Origin of the sequence: Devosia sp., from assembly GCF_017744655.1 — a bacterium.
Taxonomy (GTDB): Bacteria; Pseudomonadota; Alphaproteobacteria; order Rhizobiales; family Devosiaceae; genus Devosia.
The window spans coordinates 273055-286519 of sequence record NZ_JAGIAW010000007.1; the positions used below are offsets into that span (position 1 = coordinate 273055).

General features: G+C 60.7%; 11 protein-coding genes. 3 read left to right on the plus strand and 8 right to left on the minus strand.

Annotation, left to right across the window (positions count from 1 at the left end):
* Nucleotides 1-5: 5 nt before the first annotated feature.
* The 8 genes from J7557_RS15075 to J7557_RS15110 all read right to left on the minus strand — a co-directional run bounded on the left by J7557_RS15075 (nucleotide 6) and on the right by J7557_RS15110 (nucleotide 10573).
* Nucleotides 6-926, minus strand: a complete 921-nt coding sequence (locus tag J7557_RS15075; RefSeq protein ID WP_291420867.1) for an ABC transporter permease — start codon at nucleotides 924-926, stop codon at nucleotides 6-8.
* Nucleotides 926-1849 carry an ABC transporter permease subunit gene (locus tag J7557_RS15080; RefSeq protein WP_291420868.1) on the minus strand — a complete coding sequence of 308 codons (924 nt, stop codon included), beginning with the start codon at nucleotides 1847-1849 and terminating at the stop codon, nucleotides 926-928. The genes J7557_RS15075 and J7557_RS15080 overlap by 1 nt, the downstream gene beginning before the upstream one ends.
* A 164-nt stretch (nucleotides 1850-2013) precedes the next feature.
* Nucleotides 2014-3630, minus strand: coding sequence for a peptide ABC transporter substrate-binding protein (locus J7557_RS15085; protein WP_291420869.1), 1617 nt, complete (start codon nucleotides 3628-3630; stop codon nucleotides 2014-2016).
* 325 nt (nucleotides 3631-3955) lie between these two features.
* Nucleotides 3956-4117, minus strand: coding sequence for a hypothetical protein (locus J7557_RS15090; RefSeq protein WP_291420870.1), 162 nt, complete (start codon nucleotides 4115-4117; stop codon nucleotides 3956-3958).
* Nucleotides 4114-5400, minus strand: coding sequence for an acetyl-CoA C-acetyltransferase (locus J7557_RS15095; RefSeq protein ID WP_291420871.1), 1287 nt, complete (start codon nucleotides 5398-5400; stop codon nucleotides 4114-4116). Before J7557_RS15095 ends, J7557_RS15090 begins: the two co-directional genes overlap by 4 nt.
* Nucleotides 5401-5414: 14 nt before the next feature.
* Nucleotides 5415-7376 (minus strand): 3-hydroxyacyl-CoA dehydrogenase NAD-binding domain-containing protein, encoded by a 1962-nt coding sequence (locus tag J7557_RS15100; protein WP_291420872.1) that lies wholly within the window; start codon nucleotides 7374-7376, stop codon nucleotides 5415-5417.
* A gap of 43 nt (nucleotides 7377-7419) precedes the next feature.
* On the minus strand, nucleotides 7420-9885 hold the full coding sequence (locus J7557_RS15105; protein WP_291420873.1) for an acyl-CoA dehydrogenase: 2466 nt from the start codon (nucleotides 9883-9885) through the stop codon (nucleotides 7420-7422).
* Between the two features lie 394 nt (nucleotides 9886-10279).
* Nucleotides 10280-10573, minus strand: a complete 294-nt coding sequence (locus J7557_RS15110) for a DUF1905 domain-containing protein (RefSeq protein WP_291420874.1) — start codon at nucleotides 10571-10573, stop codon at nucleotides 10280-10282.
* Between the two features lie 161 nt (nucleotides 10574-10734).
* Here J7557_RS15110 and J7557_RS15115 point away from each other — a divergent pair, with 161 nt between their 5' ends.
* Genes J7557_RS15115 through J7557_RS15125 form a run of 3 tightly spaced genes read left to right on the plus strand, consistent with a single transcriptional unit; the run spans nucleotide 10735 to nucleotide 13376 of the window.
* Entirely contained in the window at nucleotides 10735-12450 is a 1716-nt protein-coding gene (locus tag J7557_RS15115; protein ID WP_291420875.1) for a long-chain fatty acid--CoA ligase, read from the plus strand.
* Nucleotides 12447-12839 carry a MerR family DNA-binding transcriptional regulator gene (locus J7557_RS15120; RefSeq protein WP_291420876.1) on the plus strand — a complete coding sequence of 131 codons (393 nt, stop codon included), beginning with the start codon at nucleotides 12447-12449 and terminating at the stop codon, nucleotides 12837-12839. The genes J7557_RS15115 and J7557_RS15120 overlap by 4 nt, the downstream gene beginning before the upstream one ends.
* A gap of 3 nt (nucleotides 12840-12842) precedes the next feature.
* Nucleotides 12843-13376: a phosphatase gene (locus J7557_RS15125; protein ID WP_291420877.1), complete on the plus strand. Its 534-nt coding sequence runs from the start codon at nucleotides 12843-12845 to the stop codon at nucleotides 13374-13376.
* The last annotated feature ends 89 nt before the right edge of the window (nucleotides 13377-13465 follow it).

A 13465-nucleotide genomic window follows, 5' to 3' on the forward strand; every position in this document is an offset into this window, starting at 1 on the left:
CCTCCTTACCGGTCTTTCGGGTCGAGCGCGTCGCGCAGACCGTCGCCGATATAGGTGAGGCAGAGCAGCAGCGTGACGAGCACGGCTGCCGGTCCCAACAGCATCCAGGGCAGCACTTCCGCCACCGGCGCACCGGCAGAGATGAGAGTGCCAAGAGACGTCTGCGGTTCCTGCACACCAAGGCCGAGGTAAGACAGAAAACTTTCCGCGATGATGATCTCGGGGATCGTCAAGGTGGCATAGATCACGACGGGCCCGGAAAGGTTGGGCACGATGTGACGCATGATGATGGCGAAAGGCTTTGCCCCGCTCGCACGGGCCGCTTCGATGAACTCCTTCTCCTTGATGGAGAGGGTCTGTCCACGCACGATACGCGCCATGGTCAGCCATTCGATCGCACCGATACCGACGAAGAGCAGCACCGGATTACGCCCGAACATCACGACGAGGATGATGACGAAGAGGATGTAGGGCAGCGCATACATGACGTCGACGAAGCGCATCATCAGCGAGTCGACGCGACCACCGAAATAGCCCGACACAGCGCCATAGATGACGCCGATGGTGACCGAAACCACGGTTGCCACGGCCGCCACGATCAGGCTCATCTGCGTGCCCTGCAGCACGCGGGCAAGCATGTCGCGACCGTTCTGGTCGGTGCCGAGGAAGTGGCCCTTATCGAAATCAGGTGGCTTGCGGATGGAGGTCCAGTCAACTTCCGAATAACCCCACGGCACGAAATAGGGGCCGATGAAGGCAACGAGGATGATCAGAACGACGATCCCGATCGAAACGACCGCAGCCTTGTTCTTGGACAGGCGTCGCAGCGCGTCCTGTGTCAGGGAACGGCCCTTGGGCGCGTCGAGCACGGCCAGCTTGTTGGCGTAGTCCGTCAGGACCTGGTCTTTACCGGTAAGGCCGGGCATCAGCGATACCTCACCTTGGGGTCGAGCCAGGCATAGACGAGGTCGACGATCAGATTGAGGGCGAGGATGATGAACATGTAGAGGATCGTCGTGCCGAGCACGATGCCATAGTCGCGGTTGAGCGCCGCGGTCACGAAGTACTTGCCGATACCGGGAAGGCCAAAGATCTGCTCAACGGCCAGCGAGCCGGTAAGGAGATAGGAAAGGCCCGGTCCGAGATAGGACACGACGGGCAGAAGCGCCGGCTTGATGGCGTGACGCGCCAGAACCAGACGCTCGCCAAGCCCCTTGGCACGGGCCGTTCGCACATAGTTGGAGCCCAGCACTTCGATCATCGAGCCACGCATGAGGCGGCTGATACGTGCCGCATGCGGCCAGGCGAGCACCGTCACCGGCAGAATCAAATGAGCGATGGACCCGGAAACCCAGCCACCCGCCGGCAGCCAGCGCAGATGCACGGCAAAGCCGAGCTGCAGCAGGGCGGCATTGAGGAAATTGGGAATGACCACGCCGATCATCACAATCAGCACCAGCACATAGTCCGGCCACTTGTTCTGGTTCACCGCGGCAATGATGCCGGCGACGACGCCGATGGCAGTGGCGATCACGAAGGCATAAAGCGCCAGCGTCAGCGTGAACGGGAAGCCGATGCGGATCAGGTCCGCGACGCGGAAGCCGTCGATCACCATGGAGGGGCCAAGGTCACCCTGCAGCAGACGCCCCACATAAATGAAGTACTGCATGATCAGCGGTTGATCGAGGCTGTAATGCGCACGCAGGTTGGCCAGCACGGTCGGCGGCAGCGCGCGCTCGCCGTCGAAGGGGCCACCGGGCGCCAGGCGAAGAATGAAAAAACAGACTGTAACGGCGATCAGTGCAATCGGAATAGCCGAAAGCACGCGCCGGAAGGCATAGGCCAACATGTGTTAGGACTCCAAGGGCATCGGACCGAAAAGTGCAAAGCGGTTTTCGGACCTATCCGATGCTCTATTAAACCTCCGAAGCGCCGGAAACGGAAAGGCCGGGGGGCGCTATACGGCAAAAGAACCGTGGGGGCCGCTGGCCCCCACGATCTCATTTTTTCCGCTTATTCCGACTTCGAGAGCCAGCGGGTGCGGAAGATGTTCTTGGCGTTCTCTTCGAAGCCCGAAATCTTGGGCGATACGACGTCCTTGGACACGTACCAGTAGATCGGGATCGCAGCGAATTCGTCCATGGCGATCTTTTCGGCATTGGCAAGCAGCTTGCCGCGGGCGACGAGATCGAGTTCGGTCGAAGCCTGCTTCATGAGGTCATCATATTCGGCGTTGGAATAACGGCCGTAGTTGTTGCCCCAGTTCATCGTGCCGTCCTGGCTGATGCCAGTCTTGAGCAGGTCGAGCGTGTTGGACGGATCGTTGTAGTCGAGCAGCCAGCCGGCACGGCCGACCTGGAAGTCGCCAGCGCGCAGTGCGTCGTAGTGCACGGCGGTTTCGGCGTTGAACAGCTCAACCTTGACACCGAGCGGCTCCCACATGGCGGCAATCGCCACGGCGATGCGCTGGTGGTTGTCATTGGTGTTGTAGCGCAGCTGCAGGGTCAGCGGCTTGTCCGGACCATAACCGGCTTCGGTCATGAGTTCCTTGGCATGGGCAACACGCTCTTCATAGGGAATGGAAGCCCATTCCGGAGCATAGGCCGTGTCGACATAGTTGTTGGTGCCCGGCGGGACCCAGCCATAGGCCGGCAGTTCGCCGGTGCCCAGGATATCGGGCCCGATGACTTCGCGAACGACGGTGGTCGAGAGCGCTTCACGAATACGGACGTCGGAGAGCACCTGGCCCTCTTCCTGGTTCATCACATAGTAGTAGACGCCGAGGAACGGCACCACGTGAGCCTGGCCCGGCATATTGTCCTGCAGCCACTGATACTGATCAGCGGGGAAGTCGGTCAGGATGTCGAATTCACCAGCGCGATAGCGGTTGAGCGCCGCGGCCTGATCTTCGAGCACGTGGTAGAACACTTCGTCGATCTGGACATTGGCGGCATCGTAGTAGTCGGCGTTCTTTTCCGAACGGACATAGGAGCCCGGCAGCCATTCCTTGATCAGGTACGGGCCATTGCCGACGATGTTCTCGACCTTGGTCCAGTCATCGCCGAACTTCTCGACGAGATGCTTCGGCACCGGATAGGCGGTGTAGTGGGTCAGCGCGTCGAGGAAGAACGGGGTCGGCGCTTCGAGGGTGATTTCGAGCGTCTTGTCGTCGATAGCCTTGACGCCGAGCTCGTTGAAATCGGTGATTTCACCCGAGTTGATCTTTTCCGAGTTCTTGATCGGGAACTGCAGGTAAGCGTAGTCCGCAGCAGTTGCCGGGTTGAACAGACGCTGGAAGGCGAAGACGAAGTCGCCAGCGGTCACCGGAGTGCCATCGGACCACTGAATGCCATCACGCAGCTTGAAGGTGTAGACGGTGCCGTCTTCCGAGATTTCCCAGCTTTCGGCCTGGCCCGGAATGGCTTCAGCCTTGGCATTCTCGGTCAGCAGACCTTCGATATAGTCGCCGATAACGCGGTTTTCCCAGTCGCCCGAGGCCTTGTGCGGATCCAGCGTGCCCGGATCGCCACCATTGTGCATCTGCAGGGTCACGGCGGAAGCCGCCGTCGACATCATCAGCGCCATGGCGCCGGCAGTCGCAATCGCCTTAATGGCAGTGGTGAACTTCATTCTCGTCCCATCTCCTTGTGGAATTCTTGAGCTTGTTGACCCGCATGTTTGCCCACGCGGCTCCACCCCTTACGCAAAGGGTTTGTCCCTTCGGTCAAGATTGCTGGACGGTATCTTGCAAAAGCGTCCACTGACAAGCAAAACATTGACCTAAGCGTAAACGTGCGTCTTTTTGTTAACATCTCGGAAGCCATAGCAAGGCTTTTCACTTCACAATTGTTTGGCAGCAGCACTTTCCGCAAACCTGCCGAAAGACAAAAAGGCACCCCTGCGCGGGACGCAGCGGTGCCTTTGAATTTTCCGTGGGGCGAATTGGCGCAGGGCGTCAGCCGATAAGGCCGGCCTGCTGGACGAAATAGATAACCAGCGCCAAAGCCAACAGCACGACAAAAGGCAGCCAGTTCGGCATGGGCCCTCTAGGCGGCCGGACCTTTGGGGGTTCGGGCTGCTTTTCGGGCCGGCGGAATTTTACGACATTGTCACTCATGCCGCGCTTTCTACCAGCGCCGCGACGCCCATGCCACCCGCCGTACACACCGAAATCAACGCTCTTTTATTTGCCTGTTCGGACAGCAGTTTTGCCGTCAGGCCCAGGATGCGCGCGCCCGTCGCCGCAAAGGGATGGCCGTAAGCAAGGCTCGAACCCTTCACATTGATCTTTGCCGGATCGATTTCTCCGAGCACGCTGTCGCGCCCCAGCACGTCCTTGCAATAGGTCGGGTCCTTCCAGGCTTTGAGCGTGCACAATACCTGCGCAGCAAAAGCCTCGTGCAGCTCAAAATAGTCGATATCGGCAAAGCCCAGGCCGGCACGCTGCAGCATTTCCGAAACCGCAATGGTCGGCGCCATGAGAAGGCCCTCGCCATGCGCGAAATCATTACCGGCGACACGGCCAACCGTCAGATAGGCAAGGATCGGCAGGCCCCGCGCCTTGGCCCATTCTTCGCTCGCCAGCAGCACACTCGAAGCACCATCCGTCAGCGGCGTCGAATTGCCGGCCGTCAAAGTGCCATGCCCCGACGACTTGTCGAAGGCCGGCTTCAGCGTCGACATCTTGTCGAGATTGCTGTCCGCCCGAACATTGTTGTCCCGCACGAGGCCCGCGCACTGGACGAGCAGGTCATCATGGAACCCCTCGTCATAGGCTTTTGCCGCGTTCTGGTGGCTCGCCACCGCCAATTCATCCTGCGCCCTTCGCGAGATACCCCATTCGCGGGCCATCAATTCGCAATGCTGGCCCATGGACATCCCGGTGCGCGGCTCATTGACCGAGGGCGCCACCGGAGTCAGTTCGCCAAAGGAAAAGCCCTTGGTGAAGGCCTTTATCTTTTGACCCGTCGTCTTGGCCGCATTGGCACTGAGCAGCCGATGCTGGAATTTTGAACCGAAAACGATGGGGCTATCCGAAACCGTATCCGACCCGGCGGCAATGCCGCTATCGATCTGCCCAGAAGCAATCTTGCCCGCCAGAACCAGCGCCGCCTGGAGGCTCGTGCCACAGGCGATCTGCAACGTCGTCCCCGGCGTCCGCGGCGAAAGGCCAGCATCGAGCAGGGCTTCGCGAGCGATATTAAAGTCTCGAGAGTGGTTGATCACCGCCCCGGCAATCACCTCATCCACTTTTTCTCCCTTGAGCCCATACTTGTCCGCGAGCCCCCCGAGGGTCGCCGCCAGCATGGAGAGATTGGTTTCATCCACATAAGCCGTGCCACCACGGGCAAAGGGAATGCGAGCCGAGCCGACAATGGCAACGCGCTTGAGTTCAGTCATTCTTCTGTTCCCCCTTAGGCCCGACCATCCGCACGGGCGCGCATCGGCCCGCCGAGGAATGGCGCAAAGCCCGTACCCATGATGACGCCGATATCGGCCAGGTCGGCATTGGCGACGACACCCTCGCCCACCACGATCTCAGTCGTATCGACCAGCGGCTTTACCAGCTCACGGCCGAGCGCCACGAGATCGGCATTGGGCGGCGTCGAGCCCTTCACGGCCTTGCCATTCTCCCATTTGTAAAAGCCTTCATTGGTCTTGCGGCCCAATTTGCCCTCGGCAATCAGCCGGGCAAACTTGCTATCCGACGGCACGGAATGCCCTAGCTCGGTCGCCACCGACTTGCCGACATCGAGCCCGACCGTATCCATCAGTTCGATCGGCCCCATCGGCATACCAAAGGCCACGGCTGCTGCATCGAGCAATTCCTTGCTCTCGCCGCGCTCGACCCGTTCCACAGCGCCAAGCATGTAGGGCATGAGCACGCGATTGACCAAGAAACCCGGCGCCGACTTGACCACCACCGGCGACTTACCAATCGCCAGCGCAAAACTCGCGCCCTTGCCGATCGCCTCGTCCGAATTGAATTTCGACTTGATCACCTCAACCAGCGGCAACTGCGCCACCGGGTTGAAGAAGTGCAGCCCGATCAATCGCCCCGGCTCCTTCAGCGCTTCGGCAATCCGCTCCAGCTCAATGGAAGACGTATTGGTCGCAAGGATCGCGCCCGGCTTCAGCCTGCCTTCGACGCCCGAGAAGATCGACTGCTTCACTTCGAGCTTTTCGACCACGGCCTCGATGATCACATCAGCCCGCGGCACGCCATTGCCCTGCGGGTCCGGCGTCAGCCGCAGCATGGCGGCATCGACTTCGTGCTTCTTCTTGTAGCGCTTCTGGAACAGCTTTTTGGCCCGATCGAGCGCCGGCTGAATGCGCGCCATATCGAGGTCCTGCAGCGTGACGCTCATGCCGCGATAGGCGCACCAGGCCGCAATATCGCCGCCCATGACACCCGCGCCAATCACATGCACCCGCGAGAATTTTGCTCCCTTGAGCCCCTGCTTCTTCAGCCCCTCGGACATGAAGAACACGCGCCGCAAATTGGTCGCCGTCGGCGAGCCCATCAGCGGCACGAAGGCATCGACCTCCCCGCGCACCATGGCCTGCCAGTCATTGCCGTGCTTTTCGAACAGCTCGATCAGTGCATAGGGCGCGGGATAATTGACGCGGTTGGCCTTCTTACCAACCTCTTCGCGCATCTTGTTGGCGACATAGTCGCGGAGGAGCGACCCGGCCATGGCGCGCTTGGCAAAACCGGCTGGAACGGACTTCCGATTCTGCAGCACGGCCTTGCGGCCTTCCCAGCGCAGCATGTCGCGATGCCGCACCAGCTTGTCGACGAGATTGAGCCCGCGCGCCGTGCCAGCCTTCAGCATCTTGCCGGTGAGCATGATCTGCATTGCATCCACAGGTCCGGCCTGCCGAATGGAACGGCCCGTGCCCCCAAAGCCCGGGAAAATCCCCAGATTGACCTCAGGAAAACCGATGCGGGTTTTGTCGTCATTGACGGCAATGCGGTAGTGGCACGCCAGCGCCAGTTCGAGCCCGCCGCCCAGACAAAACCCATGAATGCCGGCCACGAACGGAATCTTCAGATTTTCGATCCGTGCGAACAGCGCATGCGTCCGCCGCAGCGCCTCCGGCAGCACCGAAAAATCGCTCATCGCATCGAATTCGGCAACGTCCGCTCCGGCAATAAAACCGCTCTCCTTGCCCGAGAGCAGCACCACACCGACGAGTTCCTTGCTGTTGGCCAGGTCCTCGAACCGCGCCACCAGCGTTTCGAGCTCCATGATCGCCTCGCGGCTCAGCACGTTTACGGAGCCGCCCGGCGAGTTGATGATGAGCCAGCCGATATTCTCGATATCGGTATGGAAACTCCAGTGCTTGGTCTCGGTTGCCTGTGGGGCGATCATGCTTGCTCCTCGGTATTCCCTGTCGATCCGCCGGCTTCTTATTTTATTCGGCTGCCGCGCGCGGTTCGGCATGCTTCAAAACGTCCTTGTCGAAATCATCGACATGCACGGCGCGTTCCGTCGCCTCATCCGCTGCCCGCATGATCCCGGCTTCGTTGTCATTGATGACCCCGGCCTTGACCGCATCGACGATGGCATCGCGATCAAGCCGACGCTCGAACACGCCACGACGCGATGCTTTGATGAACCGGGCCTCGATATCCTCGGCCTCGGTCACCTTGATGAAGGCATCTTCCAGAACGCCTGTGACATCATTTGGGTCCGTCGTGACATAGACACCCGTCGTCAGCCGGTCGCGGAACGCACCTGGCCGCAGCACGGCACGCACAAAGCGATAGTTGACCCGGTCGCTGGCCCGCTTGGCATGCCGCCCGAGCGGGAAACAGAGAATGCGCATGGCCCAGGCAAAGAACGGATTGGGGAAGTTGTCGAACACTTCGCCAAAGCTCTTTTCGATCGACGCGATCCGGTCCGCCATGATGGCCTCAACCAGTTCCTTGTCTTCGGCAATCCGCCCCTCTTCGTCAAAACGCTTCAGCGTCGCCGACATCAGGTAGAGATCGCCCAGAAGGTCGGCCATACGGCCCGAAAGCTTCTGCTTGCGCTTCAGGGCACCGCCCAGAACCACCGTGGTCCAGTCAGCCACCAGCGCAAAATCCTGCGAATAGCGATGGAGCTTGCGATACCAACCAGCCATCGGCCCGTCATTTGGCGAGGAGGCGAAGGCGCCATTGGTGAGACCATGCAGGAAACTCGCGACAATATTGCGCAGCATGAAGGCCGTGTGCCCGCCAAAAGCCTTGTCGAAGGCGTCAATACCGGCCCTGCGATCCTTGTTCTGCGCTGCCTCAACTTCCTTGAGCAGGTACGGATGCGCGCGCAGCACGCCCTGCGCAAAGGTCATCAGCGTGCGCGTCAGAATGTTTGCGCCTTCCACCGTGATGGCCACCGGCAGCGCCTGATAGGCGCCGAAGAGATAATTGCCCGGCCCATCCTGAATGGCACGACCACCCTGGATATCGAAGGCATCGTCCATGCTGTCGCGCATGGCTTCGGTCGTCGTGTACTTCAGCAGTCCCGCAATAACAGCCGGCCGCTGGCCCTCGTCGACCATTGACGCCGTCAGCCGCCGCGCCGCCTCAAAGCTATAGGCGCGCTTGATCATCTCGCCGAGCGGTTCAGCCACGCCTTCCATGATCCCGACCGGAATACCAAACTGACGGCGCACGCGGGCATAGGCCGAAGTGGCGCGCAGCGTCGCCTTGATCGAGATCGAGCCGATGGCCGGCAGCGAAATCGCGCGGCCCGTAGCCAGACACTCCATCAGCATGCGCCAGCCCTGCCCCGCATAGTCGGTGCCGCCGATCAGATAATCGATCGGCACGAACATCTCTTTGCCGCGCACCGGCCCATTCATAAAGGCCTGCCGCGCCGGATAGTGGCGGCGGCCGATATCAAGCCCCGGATGATCGCTGGGAATAAGCGCCAGCGTAATGCCGATATCCTCGCCGCGACCCAAGAGATTATCCGGGTCCTTGAGAAGGAACGCGAGGCCCACCAGCGTCGCAATCGGCGCCAGCGTAATATAGCGCTTATCAAAGGTCAGGTTGACGCCAAGCACCTCCTGCCCATTCCACATACCCCTAGTGACAATACCGATATCGCGCATGCCCCCTGCATCCGAACCCGAATGCACGCCCGTCAGCGCAAAGCACGGAATGTCCTGACCGGTCGCGAGGCGATGGAGATACTTTTCCTTCTGCGCCGGCGTCCCGTACTTTTCGAGCAGTTCACCCGGCCCCAGTGAATTGGGCACCATGACGGTGATCCCCGCCGCCACCGAGCGGCTGGCGATCTTCGACACGATCATCGACTGCGCCTGTGCCGAAAAGCCGAGGCCACCATGCTCCTTGGCAATGAGCATGCCCAAAAAGCCCTTGTCGCGCAGGAACTGCCAAAGCTCGGGCGACAGGTCCGCCCGGTTATGGCGGATGTCCCAATCGTCGATCATCTTGCAGGCGGTTTCGGTCTCATTATCGAGAAAGGCCTGCTCTTCCGCCGATAGCGTCAGCGGCCGGATTTTCGTCAGCTTGCCCCAGTCCGGACGCCCCGAAAACAGTTCCGCATCCCAGCCCACCGTGCCGGCATCGAGCGCCTCCTGCTCCGTGCGGCTCACCTTGGGCAGGATGGATTTCACGGCCCCAAAGATCGGCGTGATCAGCACGGCTTTTCGCACCGGCTCAAGGCTGAGCGCCAGTAGGATGACACCGAGGACAATCAGCACCCAGCTACCGAATCCCAGCCCAAAGGTCGCTCCGCTCGTCGCAAACTGCACGCCGGACAGGAGACCGATAGCGATTGCCGCCGCACCCCACTGCCAGAGCGGGCTCTCGCGCATGGCCAGCGTCGCAAACACCGCAATGGCGATCAAAATGAGCAAAAGGGTCACTGCACTGTCCTCCTCGGACGGCGCGACACCAAGATTGGAGGCGTCGCCCGCCATGCCAAACCACTGGGCCGATTTCCGCAGAACCAGCCCTTATGCCTCACACCACCCTAGACCATGGCGGGGCATTTGTTGACGTCACTCTAGCAAGCTTTACGTAAACGTCAACTAAACGCCGCAAACGTCCATTTGGTTCGACGCGACGCCTCTCCCAAACCCAGCATACGCTCGGATTCTTTAGGCGAGGTTTCCTAACGCCGCATTGGCGTTGAACCGCACGCGATGAGCGCCAACCCAGAGCCCGATTACATGCTGCAACGGGGTCATCAAACCTCCCAGGATCGACTGGGCCAAGCAGAACCGCGCCGCGCTTCTCCTGATCGGTGGCGATGTGCCGTCAGGACGGCCCCACGACCATCACGACCTCAATCACGCCATTTTCAGGAATTTCGATCCGTTTGCGCACCGCATCCTTAAGCGGCAGCAGATAACCGCGGTCCTTGGGAAAGAGAGAGGTGCGGAACCCAACATCGCCGATCGCGGCCTCGATAGGGATGACGCCCCAGCCATAGGAGACTGATTTCGCCATTTCCGCGACTTTGACCGACACTTCTTCCGGCAGCCGCGCAAAGTAGTACGGCGCTGGCCCGCGCCAATGGATGACTTCGGCAACGAAGCTGAATTCCGCCATACCCACTTCCTCTCAACGTGGCTCCAAGCACAGAAAACGATCAAACCACTTGGGCAGTTGTTTGACGCTAACGTAAAGCCATGAAATAGTTCTTCCTGCATGCTGGCGGAGGAAGTGACGGAACATACCGCGCTGCCGGCATCACGAGGAGGAAACAAGGCATGTCGACCGAGACTCATTCGCCCGACCGCGTCCGTCCCTGGATCGCCAGCTATCCCGAAGGGATCGAGTGGCAGACCGAGATCGATACGACCCCGGTGCACGAACAGGTCCTGGCCGCCTGCGCCCGCAATCCCTCGGCCGTCGCACTCGACTTCCTCGGCGGCACCACCACCTTTGGCGACCTCGCCAAGAAGATCGTCGCCTTCGCGGGTGCCCTTCAATCCCAATATGGCGTCAAGAAAGGCAGCCGCGTCGCGCTCATGCTGCCCAATACGCCCTTCTATCCCATCGCCTATTACGGCGTCCTCCGGGCCGGCGGCACCGTGGTCAATTGCAACCCGCTCTATACCGTCCCGGAACTGAGCCACATCACCAAGAATGCTGGCGCCGACATTCTGATCACGCTCGATCTCAAGCAGATTTTCGAGAAGGCCGAGGCTCTGCTTGCAGCCCGCCATGTCGATTCGTTGGTCGTCTGCCATTTCCCAGACGCCCTGCCGCTGGCGAAAAAGATCCTCTACTCGCTCTTCAAGCGCAAGGACCTCTCCAATCCCTCAAAATCCCAGCACGCCGGAAAAATCCGCGCCTTCGACGAGCTGATCGCGGCAAAGCACACCCCGAGCGCCGTCGTCATCGACCCCAAGACCGACATCGCCGTGCAGCAATATACCGGCGGCACCACCGGCATCCCTAAGGGCGCGTTGCTGACCCACGCCAATATCGCGGCCAATATGAGCCAGATCGACAAATGGGGCTGCGGACTGTTCTACCCGCCCTCAAAAGTCGTCGCCGTCCTGCCCTTCTTCCACATCTTCGCCATGACCGTCTGCATGAACGTGCCGCTCTGCAATGGCACCCAGGTCGTCATGCTGCCGCGCTTCGAATTGAAGGCGCTGCTCGACCTGTTGATGCGCACCAAGGCCAATGTGCTTCCGGCCGTGCCGACGCTCCTCAACGCCATCGCCCGCGCCGACACGGCGACATCAGAACACCTGGCAAGCCTCGAAGTCGCCATTTCCGGCGGCGCGGCCCTGCCCGACGAAGTGCGCCATGCCTTCGCGAAAAAGTCGAAAGCCATCCTCGCCGAAGGCTATGGCCTCACCGAAGCCTCGCCCGTCGTCTGCTGCGCCGCCTTGCGTGTCGCCTCGAAACCCATGTCCATCGGCCTCCCGCTGCCGGGCACCGATATCCGCTTTGTCGATGTCGACAAGCACAAGGAAGTCGGCATCGGCGAGAATGGCGAACTGCAGGTCAAGGGCGCCCAGGTCATGGCCGGCTACTACAACAATCCCGAAGCGTCAGAAGAGGCCTTCGACGACGGCTGGCTGCGCACCGGCGATGTCGGGCATGTCGATGAAGACGGCTATGTCTTCCTCGTCGACCGCATCAAGGACCTGATCATCTGCTCCGGCTTCAACGTCTATCCGCGCACCATCGAGGAAGCGCTGATGGCCCACGAAGCCGTCGAGGAAACCAATGTCATCGGTGTGCCCGACGACTATCGCGGCGAAGCGCCCGTCGCCTATGTAAAACTCCGCGAAGGCAAGAGCGCCAGCGAAGCCGACCTGAAGCACTTCCTTGGCGAGAAGCTCAACAAGATCGAGATGCCCAAGGAAATCATCTTCAAGGACGCTCTGCCCAAGACCCTGATCGGCAAGCTCTCCAAGAAAGAGCTGCGCGAAGAATATGCCCAGAAGAAAGCCAAGAAGCAGTGACTTCCCCCGACGCCGATAGCCCGGATCTTTATTCCATCGCCGACCTCGCCCGCGAGTTCGGCATCTCCACCCGGGCCATTCGTTTTTACGAGAGCAAGGGGCTGATCTCCCCCGAACGGCTGGGCGCCACCCGCGTCTTCCGCCGCCGCGATCGCGCCCGGCTGATCCTGATCCTGCGCGGCAAAAGGCTCGGCTTTTCGCTGCGCGATATCTCCGACTATCTCGCGCTCTATGACGCTGATCGTGGCCAACAGGTAAACTTGCTCGCCGAAAAAGTGGACGAGCGTTTAGAATTGCTTGAACAACAATTGGCTGACCTGCAAACCACGATTGCCGAACTGCAAGAAATCCGCAAACTTGCCCGGGATCGAGTCTCCCCTGCGAGTTAGGCCATGTCAGAATTGTTCGCGTCCCTGACAGACGGTACCGGCCATCCCAATCGCTGGCCCTGCGCCATGCTGGTCTGCAGCCAGACCGAAGCCCGGCGCAACGGCGTCGATTGGGCCCCCAGCCACATCATCTCCATCTACGGCCCGGAAAGTCGCTATCTCGGCCTGCCCGATTTCGATCAGACCAAGCAACTCCACGCCCGCTTCGAGGACGTCGCCGACCCCGCCGCTCCGGGCGCCCCAACCCGCGCGCATATCGAAGAGATCACGGCCTTCGTCGATGGCCTGCCAAAAGATGCTCGCCTAATGATCCACTGCCTCCAGGGCAGCACCCGCGGCGCCGCCACAGCCTTGGGTATTCTCTCGCGTTATCTGCCTGCCGATAAGGCGGGTCAGACCATCTTCAAGACCTTCCCCAATGTGGCCCCAAGCCCATTGGTTATCGCGCTCTGGGACAAGATGCTGGGCCTTGATGGCAAGCTGATCAAGGCCGGCCGCAAATTCCCAACCTCGGGGTTGAGGCGCGCCGTCGCCTAAGCGCACGACGACCAGCAAACCCACCTTGTCCAGTAGACCTCATCCTGAGGCGCGAAGCGTAGCGTAGCCTCGAAGGACGAGGGCGTACC

Excerpts from the sequence above, each read along its gene's own strand:
- J7557_RS15075 (WP_291420867.1), bottom strand. The coding sequence starts at position 926 with ATGCCCGGCCTTACCGGTAAAGACCAGGTCCTGACGGACTACGCCAAC.
- J7557_RS15080 (WP_291420868.1), bottom strand. The coding sequence starts at position 1,849 with ATGTTGGCCTATGCCTTCCGGCGCGTGCTTTCGGCTATTCCGATTGCA.
- J7557_RS15085 (WP_291420869.1), bottom strand. The coding sequence starts at position 3,630 with ATGAAGTTCACCACTGCCATTAAGGCGATTGCGACTGCCGGCGCCATG.
- J7557_RS15090 (WP_291420870.1), bottom strand. The coding sequence starts at position 4,117 with ATGAGTGACAATGTCGTAAAATTCCGCCGGCCCGAAAAGCAGCCCGAA.
- J7557_RS15095 (WP_291420871.1), bottom strand. The coding sequence starts at position 5,400 with ATGACTGAACTCAAGCGCGTTGCCATTGTCGGCTCGGCTCGCATTCCC.
- J7557_RS15100 (WP_291420872.1), bottom strand. The coding sequence starts at position 7,376 with ATGATCGCCCCACAGGCAACCGAGACCAAGCACTGGAGTTTCCATACC.
- J7557_RS15110 (WP_291420874.1), bottom strand. The coding sequence starts at position 10,573 with ATGGCGGAATTCAGCTTCGTTGCCGAAGTCATCCATTGGCGCGGGCCA.
- J7557_RS15115 (WP_291420875.1), top strand. The coding sequence starts at position 10,735 with ATGTCGACCGAGACTCATTCGCCCGACCGCGTCCGTCCCTGGATCGCC.
- J7557_RS15125 (WP_291420877.1), top strand. The coding sequence starts at position 12,843 with ATGTCAGAATTGTTCGCGTCCCTGACAGACGGTACCGGCCATCCCAAT.